Origin of the sequence: Victivallis vadensis, assembly GCF_003096415.1 — a bacterium.
Classification (GTDB): Bacteria; Verrucomicrobiota; Lentisphaeria; order Victivallales; family Victivallaceae; genus Victivallis; species Victivallis vadensis.
Window position 1 is genome coordinate 44,962 of sequence record NZ_QEKH01000005.1, and the last position, 24,202, is coordinate 69,163.

A 24,202-nucleotide genomic window follows, 5' to 3' on the forward strand; every position below is an offset into this window, starting at 1 on the left:
ATCCATAACAAGTTTTTTTCATTCCGTCCCGTCCAGAAATTCCCAGCCGACGACATGGGCATCCATACGCTCTCCCGGGCGGAAAGCGGCTTTATAATTGATGCTCAATTTCGTCGTGTCGCTCTGCCTCGCCACTTTGAAAACCGCACGATGTTTTCCGGCGGGCAAATCGACCGGGTCCAGATTGATGTTTTCCGGAGTCAGGTAAGTCTCAAATTCCGCCCGCGCCAGCTCCCGGCCATCCAGCCAGAACACCAGCGGAGAAGTACGGCCGATCGAAATGCCGATCTTCCCATCCTCTTTCGTCACGAATTCCGAAACGAGGTAAAACACCGCCGGCCCCTGAAAGCCGAATACCTGGTCCACCGGGATCAGGTCATCCACGGCGTTCACCCGGCCGTGCGGCGGAAGTTCAAGCGTTCCGGCCGCCAGCGCCGCCTCATCCAGCCCGACCAGATCCAACCCGGCGCGCATATTCAAGTGATAATTGCGAATTGCCGTGCAATTATTGTTGAATCCCCCTTGCGGAATATGCCGCAGATATGACTCCTCGCCAAGTTTCACCTGCGGAACCGTCGCAAAATTCCCCCAGAAAGGTCCGTAGACCTGCCACGGCACCGCCGCCGCGAATCCGAACAGAAAAACAGTCCCGCCGAATTCCGCCCGGATCAGATCGCCATCCAGAATCCGGTGTGGCTCCAGATGCCGCACCCGTACCGGAATCCCGGCACTTCCACCGGCCTCAATCCTCACATCCGCTTCATATTCAAACCGGAACGCTTCACTGCCGGTCAGCGTCAGCACGCCTTCCCGGAACCGGTCTGACAAATTGAAAATCTTCAACACACACTCCGCCTCACCTCCTGCGGCGATCACCGGCATACCCCGGTATTCCACCTCAAAGCGGAAATCGCGCTTCCGCGTCGGCAGCCGGAATGCTTCCACCCCGGCCGGAATTTCCGTCACCTTGAGCTTCCTGTTCCAGAACCGCTCCGCCTCAAGCGTCAGCCGGGCGATATCGGCGGCAAGGTCCTCAATCCGGTCGGAACGGCGGTGCAGCTCGAAATTCGTCACATAACCGGTATCTTCCATGCCGTAATCCTTCCGCAGCTTTTCCGCCCCCCGGATGATGCCGAGAACCGCTCCGGCGATTCCGCAGGTGCAATCGGTATCGAAACCGCTGTTCAACGCGATCATGGTGGTCCGCTCCATATCGCCGTCCCCCATCAGCAGCGCCGTCAGCGTAATGCCGATATTCTCAAACATATTCGTGCAGTCCGGATGGCCGTAATCGCGGATGATCCGTTCGCGCACCCCGCGCCAATCCGGCTCTTCGCGGCAGAACCGGCGGGTATCGGCGATGAGCCGGGCCAGCCTGGAAGCGGCAGGGATCACCGCCAGGCCGGCGTCGATCAGTTTCTGCAGGTCATCTTCCACAAAGGCGGCCGCCTCCATCGCCGCGATAAAGGCTTCGGAATAAACCGACTCCTCCGAATGGTCGATCTGTCCGTCCAACCGGCAGATTCGCCCGGCCAGTCCGGGATCGCCCGCCGCGAGACACGCCCAGATCTCAGCGCGGATGCAGCAGCCCATCCCCTGATGATAAAAATGATTGTTGTAGGAACCGGAAACCGGCGGATGAATCCCCCGCCGGAAATTGCGCTTGAAATAAGCATATTCGCCCGGATTGTAGGGAACGTGGTTCAGAAACGCCTGCGCCAGATCGTCCGAATCAAAATCGAGCCCGATTTCTTCCAGTACGTTGAGCCAGAGAATCTGAAGCTCCAGATCGTCGTTCGGCTCCGTGATCCGCCAGAATTCCGGCTGGAACCGGTAGTCGAAAGCCTGTTTGCACCCTTCCAACGGCGCACCGATCGAACCGCACACGCACTTTCCCAGCCAACAGCCGTAGACCTTGTCGAAATAAGTCTGATAATTCATGAAAGCTCCGCCTTTCGTTGTTGATGGTATAGTATAGCACAGCACCGCCGGGAAAAGTTGTATGATTTCAAGAAAGAGTTGTACAATACGATATTTTTCTTGACTTCGCTTCAACCCGGACTATTTTTATAGAAAAACAGGGCGGTATTTTCAATGGAATTGTATCATCTGAACGACTATTGTTCTCCCGATCTGCCCCTCGCGGTCTGGCCGGTGCAGAAAGCAGGCGCGATCGGTCTGCACAGACATGACTGTTTTGAACTCGTGTTCATCACGCGCGGCACCGGTCTCTGCCGGATCAACGATCTGTCCTACCCGGTGCTGCGCGGCGACGTTTACATACTCAATCCGCACGACACGCATTGTTACGAGATGGCATCCAGCTGTACTTTTTACAACATTCTTTTTCGACGCGAACTACTGCAGCACGAACCCGCGCTGACTCCTCTGCTTGACGACTGGGAAAGCCGGACGGACCGGAAGCTCTATCAATTGGAAAACGATGAAACCGATGCGGAAGAATTCCGTTTTCAGGAGATCATTGTAGAACTGAAGAAACGCCTTCCGGGTTATGAAGCGGCCGTACGCGCGCTGTTCGCCGTTTTTCTGGTCCGGCTGCTGCGGCGCGGGAACTGCGAACGGCACATCCCGCCGGGGCACCGGCCAAGCGCCTCCAAAGTATTTGAATACATCAATGCCCATCTCGGCAGTACCATATCCCTGCGGGAACTGGCCGGCGTGGCGGGCATGAGCACGCCGGCTTTCGCCGGCGCATTCCGGCAATGGACGGGCAACTCCGTTCCCGGCCACATCGGCGCCCTCCGCATCCGGCAAGCACGCCGCCTGCTTGAAGAACGAAAACTTACCATCGGGGAAATTGCGCTGCGGCTCGGTTTCTACGATACCTGTCACTTCTCCCGCGTTTTCAGGAAAAAGACCGGGCTTTCCCCTCGAGAGTACCGGCAGCTCGGACACTTCGCCTCCCCACGGTAAACGGCCGGTTCATTGCTGCTCGCGCTTTTTCTTTTCTTCCTCGGCTTTCTTTTTCGCGGCGGCCTCCCGGGCTTTGCGGGCCTTGTCGTCGGCGGCTTTCTTGGCCTTGCGGGTGTCGGAGATCAGTTTGTTCAGCGCCTGCATGTTGGCGGCCTTCGGAAACTTCCGTTTCGCGTCTTCAAGGGTTTTCAGCCGGGCAGCGAGATTCTTGTTCTTCTTCGCCTGATTCATCACGTTATTCACGGACCTGGCCTGCTGTTCGGCGATTTTCTTCTCTTTTTCCAGCTCTTTTCTGCGCTCCTCCCAGCGGGCCTGCTGTTCCTTGAGCAGTTGCCGGTGCTGTTCAAGCTCCTTTTTCAGCGTCGCCTTGTCCGCGTCGGAGAGGTCTTTTTCGGTCAGGATGCAGCCGCCGTCCCGGTGGAGCACCTCAATGCCGCGCCAGGTCACATTGACCACCTCGACATCGCGGTAGTCGCCGATCTTCGCATAGGCGGCCCACAGCGGACTTCCGCCGGCCAGCAGCAGGATACAGAATATCGGAAAAATCTTTTTCATAATCACGATTCCTTGTATGAAACGTTTTCAACCTATTACAATATACTACATAATCAACGTTTTACAAGGTCCATTCCCGCTGCGGCGCCGATTCCGCGCCATACTCCCGCAGCCAAATGCCGTAATGAGGGAGGAGACCGGCCTTCACCTTGCATGTGCCAGTCGCCGCATGCCTCCGGAGCGGCATTGGCGTGCCCTCCCGGCAGCGGCTCCCTGCCGGCAATTTTTTTTAAAATTTCAATGTATCGAGACTTGATTTAAGTGTATCGACACATTATACTATGCCAGACGGAACTGAATCAGCCAAACGGGAAAGCCTTTTCAAATGGTCAGAAAAAACGCCGCCGTGTCCTCCGGCCACAAGTACGAGCAGTTGTACCGGGAGTTGAAGGAACAGCTCTTCGCCATGTCTCCCGGCAGCAGTTTTCCTTCCGTGCGCGAACTGATGAAGTCGCACGGCGTCAGCCAGGCGACGGTCTGCAAGGCCCTCGCCGACCTTGAGGAGGAAAAGCTGCTTTCGCGCAACGTCGGCAGCGGCACTTTCGTGACCGAGGAAGTGCTCAAGTACAGCCCCGGCGCCCGTCCGGTCATCGGGTTGTCCATCCCGAACTGGCCGGGCAAGTCCAACGCGCTCAAGCAGTATCACTTTTACAAGTTGAAGGACGAATATGGGTTCGAGCTGCTTTTCCTGCCGTTCGACTATCAGAAATACCGGGTGATTCCGGTGCTTCCGCGCACCCGCATCGACCTGCTGATCGTGTCGCCCTCCGCGGACAACCTGCGGAACGAAGACGCGGCGCTGCTCGAATCGTTCGGGATTCCCTTCATCGTTTTCGGCAGGGACTGCAACCGCCTCCGGCTGAATTGCGTCTGGCGGGACGAGGAGTTCATCGGCATGAAAGTCGCCCGGGAACTGCTGGAACTCGGCCACCGCAAACTGGCGCTGGTCATCACCGAACCGCGCATATCCGCCGTGGAGAGCCGCTGCAAGGGCTTTCTGCAATATTGCGAACTCAACGGCGTCACTCCGCAGGTCATCGACTGCGGCATCGCCCCCGGAGAAAACTCCCTGCCGAAAGTGTACCGGACCATCACCAACCTGCTGCACGACGGCAGGCCGGAGGCGACCGGCTTTTTCTTCATCAGCGAAGAACCGGTGCTGGGCGCCTACAAAGCCTTTTATGAAGCCGGGGTGAAAATCCCGGAGGAAGTCAGCATCATCGGCTGCGGCAACACCGGCGACAGCGAATTTTTCCATCCGGGGCTGACCACGGTGGACGACGATATGCAGCAGATGGTCCGCTGCACCTACGAAGCGGCGCAGAAACTGTTGCGCAATTCGGAATTGATCAATACCGGAATCCGGTTTGAACTGGTCGAACGCGGTTCGACGGCGCCGGTTCCGGGGTCTTCTTTCCTCATGTCCAACAACAAAGGAAACTCCAAATGCTGACCGAAAAATTCCCCCATTCCCCCGTAAGCGGCTCCCGCAGACTGACAAGCAATTTTACACTTATCGAGCTGCTCGTGAACACAACTTGTAAAATATACAATCAGTCCACGACTGCCGCTCTGCGTAAAAGAGAGGGGCGCGGGGGAGAGAAAGCGGCGACCAGCGCCGCGTCTCTCCCCGTACCAAACGATCTCAACCTCTCGCACACTCCCGGCAAGCTCTCACGCCTCCGCCAATGCTCTGCAAGCGGCAAGTCGGAGCAAAAACGTGAAATCATCTTTCCGCAAAAAAGCGGGAAGATGATTTCACGTTATTGCGAATCTTCTTCCCCCGCCGAGCAACCGCGGCCCCGCCTGTCGACCGTCCCGTACCCGGCACCGGCACCTTGCCGGACGCAGGGGGCGCGGGGGGCGGCGGATACGCCCCCCGCATACCGCCATGTAAGGCCGGCCATCGCAAAATTTACGCTGATTGAGCTGCTCGTGGTGATAGCGATCATCGCGATACTGGCCGCGATGCTGCTCCCGGTCCTCCAGAAAGCCCGGAACCAGGCCCGGAGCATCCAATGCGTCAGCAACTTGAAACAGGTCTTTTCGGGACTTGCGTTCTATGCCGGGGACCACAAATATTATCCGGCGGCCAAACCTTCGCAGGAGGCGGGAGCGGCTTATCCGGGGGAATCCTTCGTCTGGACATTCCGCACGGCTCCCTATCTCGGGCAGCGCGGCGTTCCCCGGGCGCATGACGGAATCGACGTGTGGCAGGACGCCTCCGACATCCGCAACGCCGGTGTATTGAACTGTCCCGGTCTTGTGATCGGCAAGAAAGATATGTCCTGCTATGCGATGAACACCTTCGGCCGCTACAAGGAGGACTTCCGCATGACCGCCCTCGCCGCGCCACCGGAAGTCGACTTGAATTCTCCCGGCGGAAACAGCCTCTATGCCAAGCCGGACTCCCGCTGCACCAAAAGCTCCGGCGGGATCGCCCCGCCCTCCCCCTCGCGGATGCTCTTTGTTTCGGAGCTGGGCTACGGCGCGGAGATGGCCGCCAACGCGGGCATCCCGTGCAACATCCGGAACGGCACTTACTTGAACAACGTCTACAACGGCCTGTTCCAGAACGGCTTTGAAGCCTCGTTCCGCCACAGCGCCAGAAAATCCGTCCTGTGGTTCGACGGCCACGTGTCGCAGGTCCGCTACAAGGAAGTCAACTGGAGCCTCGTCATCCCCTAATCCCGCAGGATCATGATATGAAAACGCGCATTTTTCTTTCGCTTTTTTTGCTGTTCCAGCTCATCGCCGCATCCGCCGCGGCGGAACGCATCCGGCTTTCGCCGGACCGGGGGCTGTATCTGCATATTCCGGGCCAAAAGGAACCGATTCTTTTTCCGCGTTCCGGCGACGGAGTCGCGGTCACCTGGAATCCGCAGGAATCCAAGTACATCTCCCTCTCTTTCCCGGAGAAGCGGAAACTGCCGGAATTCACCCGGCTTTCGGTTACCGCCCGATTCCGGGTTCCGGCGGATACGCCGGTTCGCAAGGTGAGTTTGCGCCTGCTCGACAGCGGCAACGAAAATTTCCAGTTCTCCCGGCCCGCCGTCGTCCGGGACGGCCTCATCGAAGCCGTCTGGGAGATTCCCGCCGGCAGTCAGCCGCACGGCTGGGGCGGCGACGGCAATAAAATGCTCGACCAGCCCGCCCGCGTCTACGGATTCAGCATCGACCACGCCCGGCAGGGAAACCGGACGAGTCTGGAACTGCTTTCGGTCGAAATCGGCGTTGCCGGAGGCGGAACCGTCTCCGCAGAACGGCCGTTCCACACATTCAACTCCGACGAAATCCACCGCCGCAGAAGCGGAACCGGGGAACTTCATCCCGGTTCCGAAGCCTTGCTGGTCACCGGAATCGTCGGCGAATGTTTCGTGACTGAACGCCGCAACCCGGTCCGCACCTTCCACGCAAAGCCGCGGAAGCTGAAAGTCACGGCGGAACTTCTCGCCGGAAATCCCCGGCTCCGCTGGAGTTTCCGGGACGCGGGCAACCGGCTTTTGAAAACTCCGGCGCTTCCCCTGAAGCTGGGGAAAAACACGCTCGAAGTCGATCTGGACTCCCTGTTTGCCGGCGCCCGCCTCCCGTTCCGGGCGGAGGGTTTCACCCTCTCCTGCGACGGCGATACGCCGGGAGCCGTATTGCTGACGGGGGCAACCCTCGTCACGGCGGAACCGCCCTCCGGGGCGCTGGACTTGGAAATCGTCACCGGCAACGCCCTGCATGTGCTGAAATGGGGCGAAGAGAACGCATTCAAGCTGAAGTTCACCAACCGCTCCAACCGGGGCGGCGAATTCACCGCCGATCTGGAATTCCGCGACTTTTTCGGGAACGGTTTCCGGGAGCGCGCGACATTCCAACTGGAAGCCGGAGAGACCGCCGGCCACACTCCCCGGCGGTTGCCCGGTTCTTTCGGCCATTGGGAAGTCGCCGCCGACATCACCGAACACGGCGCGCCGGAATTCCGGAGCCGCAAAACCGGAAACTTCGCCTACCTCGCTCCCGCCGGTCCGACTCCCGGGCGGGCGCCGGGCTTTCTGTTCGGAATCTGCAACAACTCCGCCTCCTGGAGTCCGGGCGAACAGCAGAAAGGGATCGAGGCGGCGGCCCTCTGCGGCGCGAAGATCGTGCGGAACACCTTCGAGTGGCAGCGTCTGCAGCCCGCGCCGGACCGGTGGAACTTCGCGCCGCTCGACTCCCTGATCGACCGCCATCTGGCGGCCGGAATCGAGCTTCAGGGCTTCTTCGGCTTCACCCCGCGCTGGGCCGCCCCCCCGGAACGACGCAACGCTTCCGACTGGAAAAGCTGGAACCGGGGTGCGCCCGATCCCGGCGCATGGCGCAATTATGTGCGGACCGTGCTGTCCCGCTACCGCGGCAAAATCCGCTACTGGGAGGTCTGGAACGAGCCGGACCTCTCCGGCTTCAACCGCATGAGTCTCGAAGAGTACGCGGCCCTCCTGAAAACCGCCGGAGAAATCGCCCGGCAGAACGCGCCGGAAGCAGTCGTCATGACCGGCGGCTTCGCGACCGCCATCGGCCACACCGGCCTGAAAAGCCCCACTTTCCAGCGCGACTGCCTGAAGCTGGCCCGGGGCGCTTTCCAGCTTCACGCCTACCACCAGCACGGTTCTTTCGACCGGTTCCGCAATGCGGTGGACGGCAAGTTCCTGCCGATGCGCCGGGAAACGGGAACCGACGTCCCGTGGTACGCCAACGAAACGGCGGTCAGCTCCATGAACGGCACCGAACGCAACCAGGCACTGACCCTCTTTAAAAAGCTGATTTTCGCATGGGCGCGCGGCGCGGTCGGCTACAACTGGTACAACCTGCGCAATGACGGTTTCGACCCGATGAACGCGGAACACAATTACGGGATGATGAGCTTCGATTTCCAGCCCAAGCCGGTCTACTCCGTATTCAATATGCTCGCCGGCACGTTCCGGGAAGCGCGATTCCTCCGCCCGCTCGAAACGGGCGACGATTTTCCGGCCTTCGTCTTTGCGGACGGGAAAAACCTCCTGATTCCCGCCTGGAACGAATCCGGTTCCGGCAGTACGCTCTCCGTCGCTCTCCGCACCGACGCCGCCGCGGCCTCCGTCATCGACCTGATGGGGAACGAAGTCCCACAGGAGACGGAACAGGGCGTGGCGCTTCTTTCGCTGACTCCGATGCCCGCCACGCTGAAACTGAAAGGCGCGAGCCGTGTCGAACTGGCCGGACGGCTTCTGGAAGCGGCGGCTTCCGGCGCGGCCGCTCCCGGCCGGAGCTTCCGGGTCGCCTGCCGGCTTTTCAACCCGTTCGACCGGGAAAGAGAGTTCCGGCTCAAACTGGAAAACCTGCCGGAGGAGTTCCGGGTTTCCGGGAACGCCAGACACCTCACCGTCCCGCCGAACCGGACGGAAACCGTCGAATTTGAACTCTCCGCCCTCCCCGGCTTCAAACCGGAATACGGACACACCTGCCAACTCAGGCTCGCCTACGAGCTGCACGGCACGCCGTGGCGGGGCAGCCTCGACATTCCGGTCAATTCGGCGGTCGTGATTCCGGCCCGGGCGGATTTCGACCGCGCCCCCGACTTCCGGCTCCGCGATATCTCCCAGGTGGTCTCGCTGACCGCGGCGGACCCGGCGCTGGCCCACCGCCTCTGGCGCGGCCCGGACGACCTCAGCGCCGAACTTTTCCTGAAACTTGATGGCGGCGAACTGCGGATCAAGGTTCTGGTGACCGACGACAGGCACGTCCAGCCCTTTACGGGATTCTCCGTCTGGAAAGGCGACAATATCCAGCTCGCCTTCCAACTGCCGGGACAGCGGGGCTGCTGGGAACTCGGACTCTCCCGGCTCGACACCGGCCGGTCCGAGGTGTTCCTTTACCAGGCTCCGGACGGTTTCGCCCCGGAGGCGGCACAGGAGATGAAGCTCGTCACCACCCGGAAAGAAAACGTGACCGGATATGAACTGGCCATTCCGCTGAAAACGGTCGCCCTCACTCCGGCAGCCGCCCGGCAGGGATTCCGTTTCAACCTGCTGATCAACGACAACGACGGCGAAGGGCGCGACGGCTGGATTCACATCGCCCCCGGCATCGGCGAGAATAAGAATCCGGAACGATTCCCCTTTATTCTGTTTGAACAGGAGGTCGGGAATTTCGCCGCCGCTCCGCCTCGGAATCCCTGAAATTCCGCGATTTGTCCGGCTTTCATATTTAAAAGTCGTCGAAATGGTATTATATTGAATAAGACAGGAAGATCCAACATCTCCCGGAGAGGATACCATGAAGATGAGAACGTTTCCGAAAATTCCGGCGACAGCCGTACTGCTGCTTCTCGCCATTGCCGCCGTCGCCGAACCGATCAATATCCGCATGTCGCGCGAGGACCGCTTCCGGCTTCAACCGCCGCAGGGCGCGCAGCTCAAGCTGGAAAAATACATGCCCAACCGCATCGCGGTCGCCGAAATCACCGGCCCGCAGCAGCAGTATCAGATGCAGCTGACCTTTCTCGCGTCGCTGGCTTCGGAGGGAGTGCTCAATGACGCCGACAAGCTGGAAAACGCGCTGCGGGTGCGTGCACGCGAATTTCTGCCGCAGTGCGTGGAACAGCTTTTCCGGGTTTACCCGGCCAACCCGGCGGGCCGTCCCGCCGCGCTGCTCTATCTGACCGACCGCAAATACGCCGAAAAGCTCCCGCCCGCCGGAGAGTGGCGATACCTGACCTGCGGCATGGTGCGGATCGGCGACAACGCCGTGCTCACCTATCTGCTGAAAACCAATTCGATCGGCACGCCGGAGTATGCGCGGCTGCTGAAATTCGTCGACTCCTTCGTCAAACCGGCGGCCTCCGCCCCGGCCGGAGCGAAAATTTCCGACAGCCGGGCCGCGGTCCAGGCCCTGATCCGGGCGACCCCGGAAGCGGCGGCCTATCTGCCGTTCACCGCAACACTCAACGGCAGCCACTGGCAGCTGGACGGCTCCCGGCTGGACAACACCGCCCCGCTGAATGACACCCGCCACTATCAGGTCGAAACCGCAACCGGAAAGGTTTCGGAGCTGAAATGAAACCGCGCGATATCTCCGAAATCGACCGGAATTTCAAAATCGCCTCCGTCGGCGAGCTGGATGTGGAGTTCCGCGATGCGCTGCAGCCGCCGTTTGCGGCGGAGGGCTTCGCGTGGCGCAAACCCGACGCCCCGCTCTATCGGCTGCCGGAACATTTCACCACCGCCGAAATCAATCAGGGAGCCCTCGATCTCGCGCACCACACCTCGGGCGGCACGATCCGTTTCCGCACCGATTCGCCCTGCCTTGCGCTGCGCGCGCAACTGGCTTACTCCTTTGATATGAATCACATGCCGCGCACCGGCAGCGCGGGCTTCGACCTCTACCGGAGAGAAAGCGGGGGTTTCGTCTTTCAGGCCGCCGCCCAGCCGAACCGCGACCAGCAACTGCTGGAGCTGCCGCTGCTGCGCGACGGCTCCGGCAAAATGACCGAATATCTGTTGAACCTGCCGCTCTACGGCGGCGCGGCCTCGGTTGAAATCGGCGTTGCTCCGGGCAGCGCGGTGCTGCCGCCCGCACCGCACCGGATAGCGAAACCGATCCTGTTCTACGGTTCGAGCATCACACAGGGAGGCTGTGCGTCGCGCCCCGGCAACTCCTACGCCAATCTGCTCTGCCGCGCTCTGGATGCGGAGGAGATCAACCTCGGCTTCTCCGGCAGCGGCAAGGGGGAAATCGCGCTGGCCGAAGCGATCGGCGAACTGGAGCTCGCCGCCGTCGTGCTCGACTACGACCACAACGCGCCGGACGAAGCCCACCTGGAAGCGACCCACGAACCGTTCTTCCGGGCGATCCGAAACCGGCGGCCGGAGCTGCCGGTGTTACTCGTGTCAAGATGCGACTTCCACGGCACCGCCGCCGACATCCGCCGCCGGGAGATCATTCGCGCGACCTGGGAACACGCGGCCGCGGCGGGCGACCGGCACGTGCGGTTTCTCGACGGCGAACTGCTGTTCGGCGCCGAGGAGCGCGACGCCTGCACCGTGGACGGCTGCCATCCGAACGATCTCGGCTTCTACCGGATGTACCGCACCATGCTGCCGCTCCTCGCCGAGATGACCGGAGCATGAGTTTCAGCGGGTCAGGTGGTAGGCCATCACCCCGCCGGGAAAACAGCCGGTATCCGCCTTGAACCGGAAAATTCCGTTTTTGAATTCTCCCGAAACCTCGCCGAGTTCCGAACCGTCCGTCGCCAGCGCGGCAACCCGCCACGGCGCCGGACCGGCCAATTCCAGTTCTGCCGTACCGCGTTCGACCAGCAGCGGCCACGTTCCCCAGCTGTTACAGATATCGTTGGCAGCATATGGAACGTTGCTGCCGGAGAGGTTGGTCAGGTGAATAATCAGAAGGTCTCCACTTTCGGCCAGCGGCTTTCCGTCCCGGGAGATCGCGGCAACGGTCATGAATCTGTCAGCGTTTTTCACCCGGAGCACTCCCGCTGCAAGCGACCCTTTCGGCAGTGTGGCGGTTTCCGTCCGTTCCGTGACGACCGCGAAAGTTCCATCGGCAGGAACCAACCTGAGCCGGGGATCGGGAGCAACGGCCATGCCGGGCCGGAAGAGCCGGGCGCCGTCAGGAAGCGGTTCTCCGTCGATATGCCAGCCGACCTGTGCGTTCAGTCCGATCTCCCCCGATTCCGGCGGAAGAGAACCGCGAACGGCAAAATCACGGGGAAGCGGGAAAGTAATCTTCTCTCTCGCCGGAGCCATGTCACCGCGCAGGAACAGTGCAATCACAATCCGGTCACTGAGCTGCTGCATAGGATCGTTGACGGCGTCGAAAGGGAAAAGAGTATTGATTCCTTTGAGCCCGCCCGCTCCGTGGCACCAGGTAAAGCGCCACAATCCTCCCCAGTTCTGCAAGGCGGCGTAGGCGCCGATCAACGGTCCCTGTTCCGCACGGAACGGATTGGGGTAGCAATAGTTGAATTCGCTGACCGTGAACGGCTTACCGAAACAACGGCGCGGCATGAGCTCCCGCTGCAGCAGCGCATTGTTGCGGATCGGAGAACTGGTATCGAACTGGATCGGCGGATTCCACGGATTCACCGGAAAGCTGGGATGGGCAAAATAGCTGTGTTCATCCGTGTAGTCCGCGCGATCGGCCAGTTTATAGTTGCAGTTGAATCCGGTCAACATAGTTTTCAGTTTCAGTTCGTTCCGGACGAAATCGAGCATTTCGGAACTCATTTCAAGTTCCAATTCGGCCAGGAAGCGGCTGAAGGAGGCGTTGTCTCCCGCATGCAGCCCTTTCACTTTTTTCCAATCTTCAAACTTCTTCCGATAAATCGGAATCAGTTCGGGGCTTCCTCCCCAACTGCCGGCCAGCGACGCTTCGTTGACCATCGCCAGCGTGGCCAGCGCCGGATCCTCGCCCCAGGTCATACCGGTATAGGGATTCCTGTGGTTCATCCAGCGGCGGACGAACTCCTTCCAGTTTTCCATCGCCGCGCGGTTGACCGCAAGCAGGCCCTTGACATTTTTCAAAGTTTGAGGGTTCTTCACGCCGATGTTGTCGCCGGGCTTGAACTGCCGGTTCACATAAAGGTCGGTAGTCAGATAAATACCGTGTTCTTTGCATTTTGCGAAAAGGTAGTCGAGCTTATCCAGTGCGACAGGGTCGAAAGTCAGCGAATCGGCGGCATTTTTGTCGATAAGCTCGGATTCCTGATGATGAAACCGGACCGTATTATACCCCATCCGCACCAGATATTCCACCAGTTCATCCGCATCTTTCCTGTCCGGCGTGTTAGCACTGAAGCAGAGGTTGACGCCGTAAAATCGGATTCGTTTGTCCGGCGCATTTTCAAAAGTGAATTCTCCGTCGGAGGTGGAACGGACAAAACCGTATTTGCCGGCAGGAGCGTCCAGCGGGCTGATCCGCGAGAAATCCAGCGGACTGCCGGGGATGATGTTCCGCTCGAAACGAAGCCGTTTCCACTGTTCCCCCTCCTTGATCGTAAATGGACGGCTCGGTCGTGCCGGGAAACGGATGGGACGGTCGCTCAGCGTCACCGCGGCGACCGTCCAGGTGACGTTTTCCGGCATGGCGGAACGGAACGCCACCGCCACCGGGCGCTCCCCTGAGAGCGCAAAACTTGAAGCGTAGAATCCGGCGGGAGAAGCCCCCTCTGCGCTCGTAATCGCCAATGCCGCATTCGGACACGAATTATTCGGCGCGGTCCGGTTGCCGCAATCGACATCGTTCCTGACAGGAATCGATTCGCATTTCCCGTCGGCATAAGTGATATCGAGAAATCCGACCGGCCTGCCTTTTTCCGGCAGCCAGCCGGCCAGCAGATTCCAATCGACGGCATGCAGCAGATTGACCGCCCGAGCCCGGTTGGCGGGCAACGGAAGTTTTACCTGTTCGGCGGAAACGCCGCGTCCGACCGCAACCGTCTTTCCGTCCGCACGAATTCGGAACGGGAAACCGTTGAACTTCAATTCACCGGGAGGCGGAAAATCCGGGACGCCGCCGTTGGCGACTTTTCCCAATTCAACGGGGAGCGCCCCGGACGGCAGAATTTCGAGATCAAACTCGATCTTTGCGGCATTCAGCAAACCATCGGGCGCAGATTGCCTGATACAGGCGAGCCGGATGGAAACCGAGTTGCCGTTGTACTTCCGGTTATCCTGTATTCTGGGGCGAAGTTTCCCGGAAATGACGAAAGCCGTTCCTCCCGGCATTTCCACCCGGATCGAACGAACCTGACGGTGATCGAACAATTCCGGATTTCCGGCGACTTCCGGTACAATAACCGCCTTGCCGTCCACCAGCAGTTTCACGCCGGGAAGCGGGAGATCGAAGTCGGCGAAAACGGCATTCGCGAACACCGGCGACGCAAATTTGAATTCCCCTTCAATGCGGTATTTGTTCGGCCCGGTCCGACGTACCGTTTCGGAAGCATGAGCCTGAACACCGGAAAATTCAAACTCCCCGGAAAAGTTCCGTAAATCCGATCCGGCTTCACTCTTGAGGTTCCGCCACTGGGCATTTCCCGGAACACTCCAGGAGCTGGTGGCGGCGCGGAGGCTCAATGTCACATTGCCGATTTTCAGGATGCCGTTCGACTCCAGCACGCTTCCGGGCGGCAGTTCAACGGCCCGAAGCACGGCGCAGATTCCGAGCAGCATCCCGGCAATTAACAGAAAACGGTTCATTTCATTTCCTTTCAAAGTTAGTTTAGGCGAAGATCAATTGTAAGGCTGCCATCGTTTTGTATCGTACAGCTCCGGCTGGGATACGGCGGCCGTATGCCCGTCGAAAAACAGGACATTGGCACGGCGGGAATGGATAAAATGGATTCCTGATCCGGTTATATAACCGGTTTCAGACGAAGCGTTTCCAGGATAAATATTCCATTGTCCGCTCCTTGCCGACTCCTTTGCCGACTCGGCATGATGAACCCGGTCAGACGGCGACTTGATTCTCGTGAATTTCCAAGCCTGTGTACCTGATAACCCCTCCGCATTCAGCCCATAGGATTCCAGCGTATAGAGTCCGGAGGTGTCATCCGACTTCAAATTCTTTTCGGGACAGAGCATTTTGAAAGGCACATAAGCTTGACCGGGCTTGACCAGAATCGTCCGGTTCCAGAACTCATATTGCACATTCGGAATGGATATCCCGAGATAGTTGATGTGCAGAGCGGCATTCTCATGCCAGAGTCCTGCCCAACTGCTGGTGACAGTCAATGGAACATCATTGTCGTGATTATCCATGGAATATTGAAGCTTTGCGGAACCGAGATTTTTCAAGTTGTTCACGCAAGTCATGGAACGCGCCTTGCCGCGCGCCTGGCTCAGCGCCGGCAACAACATTCCAGCCAAAATCGCGATGATTGCAATCACAACCAACAACTCGACCAAAGTAAAACGATGTTTCATATCAATCTCCATTGATTGGGTTAAAGGGCCGATTTGATTCCGGCGCGCCGGAAAGCGTGAACGGAGCGGCGAAAGACCACTTTATTGTCGCGCGGCAGCACCGTGATACTTTTGCGATATTCCGGGTTGTCGATCTGCCCGAACAGCTTCTCCAGCGCGTGCCGGGCAATTTTCACCTCATCGTATGCCGTCAGCGAGGTCAACGCCGGATTCACGATCGAGCAGAGCCACTGGCTGCCGGCAGTCAGAATGCTCAAATCCTGCGGAACGGAAAGGCCGAGTTGCTCGGCGGCCCGCAAACATCCGATCGCCATCGGTGCATCGATTACGAAAATCGCCGTCGTGTCAGGAAAGCTGGAGACCACCTCCTTCGTCAGTTCCTCCCCGGATTCAACAGTCGCGAATTCAGAACCGACGATACGGATTTCCCGGTCCGTCAATCCGAATTCGCGCATCGCCCTCTCGACGCCTTCGCGCTGGCGGTTCCCGTACTGGCTGCCGATACACGGCGTCAGTACGGCGATTCCCCGATGTCCGAGGGTCAGCAGGTGCTTCACCCCGCAATAACAGGCTTCGGCATCGTCGTGCATCAGCAAATCCAGTCCGAACTCATGCGACACATCGTGATCAAGCCCGCCGATCAGCACCAGCGGCGTCTTGTACGCCTGCACTTCGCGGGCGAGCCTCAGGGAGTTCGTGCCGCACATCACGACGCCGAGACAATCGGAGGCCAGTTCCTTCGGATCGATCACGGCGGAATTCTCACGGCGCAGGAAAACAAGCTCGCATCCCAGCTCGCTCAAACCGCGCTCAAGCTCGAAGAGAATCTGGAACCAGAAATCCCCGTATGGAAAGATATCCGTAAAAAGCACTTTGACTTTGCCGGAGTGCTTCCGCTGGCGGCGCGGCTTGACCGGAAGCGTTTCGGCGACGAAGGTGCCGATGCGCGGACGGCGCACCAGAAATCCCTCCTCCACCAGAATGCCGATCCCCTTTTCCACCGTCGTCGAACTGAATTTGAAAATCTTCATCAGCTCGCGAGAAACCGGAATCCTCTCCCCCAGCGGAATCCGTCCGGTCAGAATCAGCCGGCGAATCTCGCGCGCCAGCTGCATGTAATAAGGCAGGTTGTCGCCCTGCTCGATCCGGATGCTTTTCCAGTCCATAACCCTGTTCCGCCCTGTTGCAATGTATCGTTTGTTCACCGATAATTATACCTTAATTCATGCTCAATGTCAATACCAAAGCATACAAGAAGCATAAATACGACACAGGACAATAAGCGGAACTATCTGCACAATCTGATTACAGTAAGCCAGTTAAGCATACTGTGCATGCTGACTTTTCAGGAGTTTTTTCTCCTCCGGATTTCCGATTCTCGACAAAAGCTGAAACCGGCTCAATGCGAACAGGAGAGGATTCCGAATTCGGCGCAGAGCAGTTCGGGAGCCGGCTCCAGCAGGCGGGTCGCGACGAACTTCAGCCGCTTCGCGCGGGTGCCGGAGAAATAGGCGACCTGCGGCACCGGATTGGCGCGCACGTTGGAGAACTCCGCGCCGCCGATGCACTGCCATTCGCCGTCGCGCCAGGCGAAAATCCGGCAGTGTGACGGCGTCCCCGCCGGACGGCCCGCAACCGGCGTGAACACAAAGCCGTGCAGTTCCGTCTCCTCCGGCAGCTCGAACACCATCTCCATGCCGGAGACCGCCGGATTTTCCAGCTTCCGGTAGTCCGGGTGACGCAGCGTCTCGCGCTCGTCGCGCCGGAACTCCGGGGCGAGCGCGACGCAAACCGACAGTTCCGGCACCGGAGCGAGCGCCGATTTCACCGCGACCTTCAACGCATCGCCCTCCGTCTCCGCAAACCGCCGGATACGGCATAGGCCGATCGATTCGCCGGCAAACACCTCGCTCCACTTCCCGCCGCTGCGGAGCGATACCGTATAGGCGGTCACTTTTTCCTCCTCCGCAACCGGCTCGGCCAGCTCGACGAAATTGATCCGGCGGCATCCGCCGAATTCCAGCACCGCCTCGCCGCCATTCAACGCGATGGAACCGCGCGCAAATTCCCCGCCCCGGATCGCCTCCAGCGCCTGTTTGAACTCCGCCAGGCGCTTCACATCGACCGGGTGCATCCGCCCGGAGGCGTCCGGGGAGATCCCCAGATTCAGGAAGCCGCCGTTGCCGACCGACTGCTCGTAGATTTCGACCAGATGCGCGACGCTGCGCAAGCTGGAATTTTCCGTCTCGTGATAGAACCAGCCCGGCCGCAGCGGCACATCGCACTCCGGCGGAATGCAGAGGCGCCCGTCCACGTCACCGCAGCCGAGATTCGCCTCGTCGACGCTGCCGGGGGCCGGTTCCCCCGCGGAGCCCGGCGCGGGCCGGGGCGTGATGCAGCCGCGGCACTCCGGCGCCGCGTAGCCGCGCTCGTTGCCGACCCAGCGCAGGTCGGGGCCGACGTCGCTGAAGATCGCGGCCTCCGGCTGAAGTTCCCGGACCAGCTGCCAGGTTTCCGCCCAGCCGTAGTAGGAGCCGCGGTCGATGCGCCGTTCTTCGCACGCGCCGCCGTACCAGCCGTCGCCGCCGTTGGCCCCGTCGAACCACACTTCAAAGGCCGGGCCGTAATTGCCCAGCACCTCGCGGAGCTGTTCGCGGAACACTTCGGTCACATATTCCGGTCTGCCGTAGCGCGCGTCGTGCCGGTCCCACGGCGACACGTAGAAGCCGACCTCCAGCCCGGCGCGGCGGCAGGCGGCGGCCATCTCCCCGACGAAATCCCCTTTGCCGCCGCGCCACGGCGAAGCCGCGACCGAATACGCCGTGGTTTTCGTCGGCCACAGGCAGAAGCCGTCGTGATGTTTGCAGACCAGGATCAGGCCGTCCAGCCCGCCCGCCTTGCAGCTAGCGGCGATCTGGTCGGGATCGAACGCGGCCGGATTGAACAGCTCCGGCGATTCGTCGCCGTATCCCCACTCGCGGCCCGAAAAGGTGTTGAGTCCGAAATGCATGATTCCGCAGATGCGGATTCCGGCGCGGCGGACCATGCGCGGCTGCGGCTTCCGGCCCGGATTGAAAAGCTCCAGTGCGTTCATCGAAAAAACTCCCGATCCTGTGGTTGACGTTCAGGTTCACGGGAGTTCTAATATAACGGTCAAAGCGGCCGTTTCAAATACGGGGCTGCTCTTTTCCGGCGGAAACCGTTCCGACATGTCTTTTTGTCGTTTCTTTGTATCTTTCCAATTTGCATTTGCGGCAGCCGCATACGATATTGATTAGAAACCCCCAATGACAGGAGCTGATATGAAATACGGTAAACTGTTGGCAATCGGCGGACTGGCGGCGTTGCTGCCGCTCAGCGCAATCCGGGCGGCGGTATGGCGGGCCGTGGCGGTGAAAAACGGCGAGACGGTGGAACTCTGGACCAGCGACGGCATCCGGTATCCGGTCAGCGGCAGCCGCTTCACCGATTCTCTGCTCAATCAGGAGCTGCTGGTCGCAGGGCGGCTGATTCCGGTCGGACCGTTGCGCGAAGGACAGGTCCGCCGGGTCGTGATCACCCGAGCCATCCCCTGGCAGCCTCCCACCGGAGGCGTTCAGTTCCGGCCGGAACAGCGCAACACCTACGCGAAAACCGCCCGGACTCTGCCCGAAACGGAACTCAAGCCGGAAGCCTTGCTCACCCTTGAACTCCCGGAACTGGGCAACTCCGCCTCCTCCGGCGGCTCCGCTCCGATCAAGATGTGCGTGAGCCTCCCCTCCGATTACAAGCGCGCCACGCCCCATCCGGTCATCATTCATTTCGGCGGCGGCACCGGCGGCACCGGAGACTGGCAGCACTGGCGGCGGATCACCGGCCCGGAAAATTTCATCATCGTCACCGCCGACTACAACCATGACGAAAACGAGAAAAAAGGGTTGCTCAAAATCGGCACCTGCCGGGATTTCAACTCGAAGATCGCCTTTCACGCCCTGCAGATTCTGCGCAACTCCACTATGACCGATCCGAAAACCGTGATCCTGACCGGCTTCTCCTCCGGTGCGTACTCGATCACCGACAACCTGAAAAACAATCCGAAGGCGTGGCAGCCATTCAGCGGCTTCTGCGCGATCGCGGGCGGCTCCAAAGCGGGCAGCGCCCGAATCGCCGACCGTCCCACCCTCTTCATCATCGGCGCGAATGACACCATGCGCCACAAGTGGCTCGACGAAGCCGTCGACGGCCTGAAAAGGAACCGCCCGGAAAAGCTCTTCGTGGAAAAGGTTCCCGGCGTCGGGCACGACTGGCCGGAAGCCTTTACACCGCTCATCCGCAAATGGCTGGAAAACTTCCCCGCTTACGGCACCTCCGCCCGCCTCGACGCGATGACCCGGGAAGCCCCCGACGACAGCGTGCGCGCCATCGTCGAAAGCTGGAAACAATAAACCTCCCCGGGCCCCCCGCAGGGCATCAGGGATTTCGCCTTTGGCGAGCAGGGCGAAATCCCGGCAGTAGGGACTACGGAATTACCAGCGTCGGATAACGCTCCGGGTCCTTGTCCTCGGCGATGCCCGGCGCGATGCCGATGCAGGATTCGCGCATCTCGCCGTCGTTGTCGTTCACGATCAGGTTGAAGCGGAAGCCGCGGCGGGCCGCCGCTTCCGTCAGGCCGATCGCCCGGAAGGGGATCGCCGCGCGGTAGACGGTCCGCTTCGCCCTCTCGTCCCGCGAAGTTTCCAGCCGGATCGCCGCGGCGGTTTTCTCCGCCGGAAATCCGGCGGGGGCCAGCCAGCAGAACGCCTCGCCGGAGTTGTCCCGCAGCCGGGAAAGCCCCAGCTCCCACAGGCCGTTCTGTCCGGGCAGCTTCATCGCGATCTGGATGTTGTCCCCTTTCCACGCCTCGGCTCCGGCATACGGCTGATGGTGGACGTCGTCGGTGACGGCCGCCTCGAAAAGCAGTGCCTCCTTATCACGGCCCAGACGGATTTCCGCGCTGAGGTCCGCTGCGTTCTTCCAGAAAAGATGCGCTTTATCGGGTACGTTCGGCACAAAAGGAATCACCTGCGAAGCATCGCGCAGCACGAAAGTCGGCGTCCGGGGCACTCCCTGAGCCAGCCGCACCACCGGATGCAGCGGCCAGCCGACGCTCCCCTTCCACAGCGCACCGAGTTCAAGACCGAGCTGCAGCACGGCAGGCTCCCGCTCCGGCGGGGTGAAGGTTTCCGCCACGGCCAGCCGGACCGGCACTTTCCGCGCCTCGCCCGGCTTCAGGCGCAGCGAGCGGACCGCGTCGCGCACCGTGACCCCGGCGGGAGTTTTCCACGCCAGCTTCACCGCAAGCGGCCGGCCGGTCGGATTCACAAATTCCGGCGTGACCGTGCTCTCGCTCCCCGGGGTGACGGTGAATTCGGCGCCGGAGCGCAGGAAAGCGCCGCCTGGCTGCAGTCCGGCCGCATCCGCCTCCACCCGGACCGTCGCCGGACGCCGTCCCGCCTTGAACGCCAGTTCCCCCCGCCGCACCGGCAGCGGCGTCATATTGCCGAAAAGGTCGATCTCCGCCGCCATGCCCGTCACGCCGGCCAGCCGCAGCGGAATGCCGTCGGCTCCGGCGTCGTTGCTCCAGACCGCCAGCAGCAGTTTCCCGTCCCGCCCCCGGAACAGGAACGCCTCCACCCCGTTGCCGAAAGCGAGCGGCCGCAGGAACTCCGCCCCCCGGTAGTGGTTCGCCAGCATATTGTAGGCCGCATAGGCGGCTTTGGGGCGGATGTCGCGGGTCAGCAGCCCGAAATTGTGCTCGTTGTTGCCGGGGTCGTCGCCGTCGTTGCGCAGGTCGTACCAGTTGTAGCCGGACGCGCCGTTCGCCCAGCTGTACAGGAATTTCTGAAACAGGATCTCCGCCTGCCGCAGCTCCCCGATCAGAATCGCCGAAATCGCGGTCTCATTCGCAAACCACGGCGTATCCGCGCCGGCTTCCCGGCGCAGTTTCAGAAGATTGGCGACCTGCGGGCGGTAGCCGCCCAGCCCGCCGTGGCCGTGGAACGCGAGCATGTCGCAGCTCTTCGACTCCAGAATCAGGCGGAACAGCCGCTTCTGTTCTTCGGACTGAAGCCCGGCGACGCCGCCGGAAAGGACCGAAAGCTCCGGCGCAACCGCCTTGATCTCCCGGTATGCGGTTTTCAGCAGCTCCACATACTCCTCGCCGGAGAAATTCGCGAAACCGGGATGATCCGGCTCGTTCCAGATTTCGACGGAACGGATTTTGCCGCGGTAATGAGCCGCGAATCCGCGCACGAACCGCGCCCAGTCGTGATATTCGGGCCGGTGGCAGCCGCCTTTGCGTCGCGGCCGGGAATCCGCCGCCCTGGACCAGAGCGGCGGGAAATTCAGGATCGGCGCCCACTCCAACCCGTACTCCGCCAGCAGCTCCCGGATCGGGTCGTAGACCTCAAACCGCCACTCTCCCGGCTTCGGCTGAATCCGTCCCCAGCTCGCGTCGTCGCGGATCAGCGTGGCCCCGCACCACGCCGCCGCCATCGCCTCGCGGCGCTGCTCCTCCGCCGGTTTGCCGCGCAGGTGCGCGCAGATGCCGAATACGAATTCCTCCCGCTTCCCCGCGACCGGTCCGGCCGGAGCCAGATACGCATAGCTGAGACGGCGCACATCCGCTGCGGCTCCGGCGCTCTCCTTCAGGCGGAGGTCCAGATAGTATACGCCGAACTTCCGGGGCGGCGGCAGCGGAATCTCCGCCGTTTTCCCGGATTCCAGCACCTGCGACCACTTTCCCTCCCCGGCCGCCTTTCCGGAAACATCGGTGATGCTCCACGACAGCTCCGGCGTCAATGTGCCGGGGCGGCGGTTCTCCAGCCGGAGCGACAACTGCTTTTCCTCGCCCGGCGTCAGCACGCCGATCGCGGAACCTTTGCCGGTATCGAGCGACAGCAGCGGCGGCGCGCTGGTCACGGTGAACTCCACCTTTTCCAAACCGATCCAACCCGTTCCGGCGTGCGAGCGGAAATCTCCCGCGAACCCGGCGAAACATGCCGGGAAATCGATCTTCTTATTCGCCTTTTTGCCGCCGTACCAGCTCCCGGCATCAGGTTTCAGCGGGTCGATCCGGTAACGGAACTCACGCCACCCCGACGCCTCCGCCGGAACCGGCTGCGAAAACTGGAACATCTCGCCGTCCCGGTCCCGCAGCCGGACATTCAAAGTACGCGGCGTCCCCTCCGGCGGCAGGTACGCCGTCACGCGGATTTCGGCGGCGTCGAACTCCGGCAGTTTCCGAAACTCTTTCAATACAAATTCAAAATGGTTCGCACTGCCATTGTCCCACTCGAACCGCAATCCCCTCTTTCCGTCCGGCAATGTCCGATACACTCCGGTCTGGCCGTTTTCCGCCGCACGGTGAATTTCCAATGCGGGAGTTTCGGCGCCGAAATCCACCAGAGCCGCCGGTCCCGCAGCCGCGACACAGAAAGCCGCGGCTAAAACCGTTCCGAATAATCCGATCTTCATTGCAATCCCTTCCCGATCGTTAAAAACCGGCAGTTACCGCCCAATTGGCCGTCTTGTTTTCACCCAGCCAGCGGTGATCCACACTCAATGCGTTTCCGGCGGGCATCAGCACATTGGCCCGGCGCATGCCGGAGTGGCGCAGATGAACCACCTTATTCGCCGGAGCCGTTTCCATCACCCCCCGTCCATCCGTCGGATGGGCCGCCGTATCCAGATACCAGATCTGCTCGTTTCCGGCTCCTCCCCCGGCGCGAACCGCATCGGCCAGCAGAATCATCCTCGCGTCAACCCGGCTGCGCGGAAACCAGAAGAAATTCGCATTGATGGCCGATCCCACCGCATTGTCGCAATTATAACCGTTGGCCAGCCCGTAAACGCTTTTATAATTCCTGTAACGGAAAGGAGCGAAGCCCGGACAGAGCAGCGCCGAGCTGCCTCCGACTTTCGGTTCGGGAAGATATCCGGCTTTCACCATCACATAACTCCACGCCCCGCCGTCGTCATAGGCGCGCGCGCTCGGAAAAAAATCCCGGAAGTCGTTCGCATACATATTCAGCAGTGTGCCGAGCTGTTTTTGGTTGTTCAGGCAGGCAGTGCTCCGCGCCGAATCCCGCGCTTTGTTCAAAGCCGGAAGCAGCATCGCCGCCAGTATGGCGATAATCGCTATTACAACGAGCAGCTCAATCAATGTAAAATTATGATCCCTGCCGTCACGCCTGTTTCCACGCTGCATCTGTTTATTTTCTCTTACGTTATCCATATTCCCTCCTTGATAAACGGGTTGTCTGTTTCAAAAGCCATGTTTACCTGCCGGCCTCATGCCGTCCGCTTTCCAATCGCACATGACTGTATCATGATACATAAGTTTAATCTGCCTTTCCGTATCGTTACCGGTCACAAACTGGGTGCCAGTCGTTTGCGGATGGCTCCGGAGGGCCTTTTCAAGGCCTGCCCGCCTGCGGCGTGCACGATCGCCCGTCCGGACCTCCCCGCTCGCCTCGGAACTCCCGTTGACTTGCGAAGCACTTCCATTCGCGGGCGGCCCTAGCGGGCCTTACTTGTCCGCCTGCGGCGGCCAACCCTTCATCGTTCGCTGCGCTCACTACGCCGGAGGGGCTTCGCTCTCTACGTTCGGCTTCGTCACTATCGTTCCTCGTTACTTGCTGCCGCAAGTAATGCCCTCACATTCGTTCGCGGCGCTGACCGCGCTTGTTGTGCGCCGCGTAAATGGCGGCGTAGCCTTATTTATGCACTGCGTAAATGGCTTG

The 24,202-nt window shown here is 60.6% G+C and carries 15 protein-coding genes; 7 read left to right on the forward strand and 8 right to left on the reverse strand.

Annotation, left to right across the window (positions count from 1 at the left end; translation table 11 throughout):
* Positions 1 to 18: 18 nt before the first annotated feature.
* Complete coding sequence (locus C8D82_RS04275) at positions 19 to 1,941, reverse strand: ADP-ribosylglycohydrolase family protein (RefSeq protein ID WP_116883034.1); 1,923 nt, start codon at positions 1,939 to 1,941, stop codon at positions 19 to 21.
* Between the two features lie 153 nt (positions 1,942 to 2,094).
* Here C8D82_RS04275 and C8D82_RS04280 point away from each other — a divergent pair, with 153 nt between their 5' ends.
* Positions 2,095 to 2,934 (forward strand): AraC family transcriptional regulator, encoded by an 840-nt coding sequence (locus C8D82_RS04280; RefSeq protein ID WP_116883035.1) that lies wholly within the window; start codon positions 2,095 to 2,097, stop codon positions 2,932 to 2,934.
* 9 nt (positions 2,935 to 2,943) lie between these two features.
* Here C8D82_RS04280 and C8D82_RS04285 read toward each other — a convergent pair whose 3' ends face one another.
* A complete protein-coding gene (locus tag C8D82_RS04285) occupies positions 2,944 to 3,489 on the reverse strand; it encodes a hypothetical protein (protein ID WP_116883036.1) in 546 nt (181 codons plus the stop codon).
* Between the two features lie 325 nt (positions 3,490 to 3,814).
* Between C8D82_RS04285 and C8D82_RS04290 the strand changes: the two genes are divergently transcribed.
* The 5 genes from C8D82_RS04290 to C8D82_RS04310 all read left to right on the forward strand — a co-directional run bounded on the left by C8D82_RS04290 (position 3,815) and on the right by C8D82_RS04310 (position 11,621).
* Positions 3,815 to 4,942 carry a GntR family transcriptional regulator gene (locus tag C8D82_RS04290; protein ID WP_116883037.1) on the forward strand — a complete coding sequence of 376 codons (1,128 nt, stop codon included), beginning with the start codon at positions 3,815 to 3,817 and terminating at the stop codon, positions 4,940 to 4,942.
* On the forward strand, positions 4,936 to 6,177 hold the full coding sequence (locus C8D82_RS04295; protein ID WP_206212465.1) for a type II secretion system protein: 1,242 nt from the start codon (positions 4,936 to 4,938) through the stop codon (positions 6,175 to 6,177). The genes C8D82_RS04290 and C8D82_RS04295 overlap by 7 nt, the downstream gene beginning before the upstream one ends.
* 17 nt (positions 6,178 to 6,194) lie before the next feature.
* Positions 6,195 to 9,671 (forward strand): hypothetical protein, encoded by a 3,477-nt coding sequence (locus tag C8D82_RS04300; protein WP_116883039.1) that lies wholly within the window; start codon positions 6,195 to 6,197, stop codon positions 9,669 to 9,671.
* A gap of 97 nt (positions 9,672 to 9,768) precedes the next feature.
* Positions 9,769 to 10,551: a hypothetical protein gene (locus C8D82_RS04305; RefSeq protein ID WP_116883040.1), complete on the forward strand. Its 783-nt coding sequence runs from the start codon at positions 9,769 to 9,771 to the stop codon at positions 10,549 to 10,551.
* Positions 10,548 to 11,621: an SGNH/GDSL hydrolase family protein gene (locus tag C8D82_RS04310; protein ID WP_116883041.1), complete on the forward strand. Its 1,074-nt coding sequence runs from the start codon at positions 10,548 to 10,550 to the stop codon at positions 11,619 to 11,621. Before C8D82_RS04305 ends, C8D82_RS04310 begins: the two co-directional genes overlap by 4 nt.
* 3 nt (positions 11,622 to 11,624) lie before the next feature.
* On the opposite strand, the gene C8D82_RS04315 is transcribed toward C8D82_RS04310, so the two are convergent.
* From C8D82_RS04315 to C8D82_RS04330, 4 genes are all read right to left on the reverse strand, one after another.
* Positions 11,625 to 14,714 (reverse strand): hypothetical protein, encoded by a 3,090-nt coding sequence (locus tag C8D82_RS04315; protein ID WP_116883042.1) that lies wholly within the window; start codon positions 14,712 to 14,714, stop codon positions 11,625 to 11,627.
* A 33-nt stretch (positions 14,715 to 14,747) separates the two neighbouring features.
* On the reverse strand, positions 14,748 to 15,440 hold the full coding sequence (locus C8D82_RS04320) for a prepilin-type N-terminal cleavage/methylation domain-containing protein (RefSeq protein ID WP_207776067.1): 693 nt from the start codon (positions 15,438 to 15,440) through the stop codon (positions 14,748 to 14,750).
* A 20-nt stretch (positions 15,441 to 15,460) separates the two neighbouring features.
* Entirely contained in the window at positions 15,461 to 16,606 is a 1,146-nt protein-coding gene (locus tag C8D82_RS04325) for a GntR family transcriptional regulator (RefSeq protein ID WP_116883043.1), read from the reverse strand.
* 233 nt (positions 16,607 to 16,839) lie between these two features.
* On the reverse strand, positions 16,840 to 18,534 hold the full coding sequence (locus C8D82_RS04330) for an alpha-L-fucosidase (RefSeq protein ID WP_116883044.1): 1,695 nt from the start codon (positions 18,532 to 18,534) through the stop codon (positions 16,840 to 16,842).
* A 208-nt stretch (positions 18,535 to 18,742) separates the two neighbouring features.
* On the opposite strand from C8D82_RS04330, the gene C8D82_RS04335 reads away from it, so the two are divergent.
* Entirely contained in the window at positions 18,743 to 19,864 is a 1,122-nt protein-coding gene (locus C8D82_RS04335) for a hypothetical protein (protein WP_116883045.1), read from the forward strand.
* Between the two features lie 73 nt (positions 19,865 to 19,937).
* Here the strand turns inward: C8D82_RS04335 and C8D82_RS04340 are convergent, their stop codons facing one another.
* Positions 19,938 to 22,934 (reverse strand): sugar-binding protein, encoded by a 2,997-nt coding sequence (locus tag C8D82_RS04340; RefSeq protein ID WP_116883046.1) that lies wholly within the window; start codon positions 22,932 to 22,934, stop codon positions 19,938 to 19,940.
* Between the two features lie 19 nt (positions 22,935 to 22,953).
* Complete coding sequence (locus tag C8D82_RS04345; protein ID WP_207776068.1) at positions 22,954 to 23,694, reverse strand: DUF1559 family PulG-like putative transporter; 741 nt, start codon at positions 23,692 to 23,694, stop codon at positions 22,954 to 22,956.
* Between the last annotated feature and the right edge of the window lie 508 nt (positions 23,695 to 24,202).

Excerpts from the sequence above, each read along its gene's own strand:
- C8D82_RS04275 (WP_116883034.1), bottom strand. The coding sequence starts at position 1,941 with ATGAATTATCAGACTTATTTCGACAAGGTCTACGGCTGTTGGCTGGGA.
- C8D82_RS04280 (WP_116883035.1), top strand. The coding sequence starts at position 2,095 with ATGGAATTGTATCATCTGAACGACTATTGTTCTCCCGATCTGCCCCTC.
- C8D82_RS04285 (WP_116883036.1), bottom strand. The coding sequence starts at position 3,489 with ATGAAAAAGATTTTTCCGATATTCTGTATCCTGCTGCTGGCCGGCGGA.
- C8D82_RS04290 (WP_116883037.1), top strand. The coding sequence starts at position 3,815 with ATGGTCAGAAAAAACGCCGCCGTGTCCTCCGGCCACAAGTACGAGCAG.
- C8D82_RS04295 (WP_206212465.1), top strand. The coding sequence starts at position 4,936 with ATGCTGACCGAAAAATTCCCCCATTCCCCCGTAAGCGGCTCCCGCAGA.
- C8D82_RS04300 (WP_116883039.1), top strand. The coding sequence starts at position 6,195 with ATGAAAACGCGCATTTTTCTTTCGCTTTTTTTGCTGTTCCAGCTCATC.
- C8D82_RS04305 (WP_116883040.1), top strand. The coding sequence starts at position 9,769 with ATGAAGATGAGAACGTTTCCGAAAATTCCGGCGACAGCCGTACTGCTG.
- C8D82_RS04310 (WP_116883041.1), top strand. The coding sequence starts at position 10,548 with ATGAAACCGCGCGATATCTCCGAAATCGACCGGAATTTCAAAATCGCC.
- C8D82_RS04315 (WP_116883042.1), bottom strand. The coding sequence starts at position 14,714 with ATGAACCGTTTTCTGTTAATTGCCGGGATGCTGCTCGGAATCTGCGCC.
- C8D82_RS04320 (WP_207776067.1), bottom strand. The coding sequence starts at position 15,440 with ATGAAACATCGTTTTACTTTGGTCGAGTTGTTGGTTGTGATTGCAATC.
- C8D82_RS04325 (WP_116883043.1), bottom strand. The coding sequence starts at position 16,606 with ATGGACTGGAAAAGCATCCGGATCGAGCAGGGCGACAACCTGCCTTAT.
- C8D82_RS04330 (WP_116883044.1), bottom strand. The coding sequence starts at position 18,534 with ATGAACGCACTGGAGCTTTTCAATCCGGGCCGGAAGCCGCAGCCGCGC.
- C8D82_RS04335 (WP_116883045.1), top strand. The coding sequence starts at position 18,743 with ATGAAATACGGTAAACTGTTGGCAATCGGCGGACTGGCGGCGTTGCTG.
- C8D82_RS04340 (WP_116883046.1), bottom strand. The coding sequence starts at position 22,934 with ATGAAGATCGGATTATTCGGAACGGTTTTAGCCGCGGCTTTCTGTGTC.
- C8D82_RS04345 (WP_207776068.1), bottom strand. The coding sequence starts at position 23,694 with ATGGATAACGTAAGAGAAAATAAACAGATGCAGCGTGGAAACAGGCGT.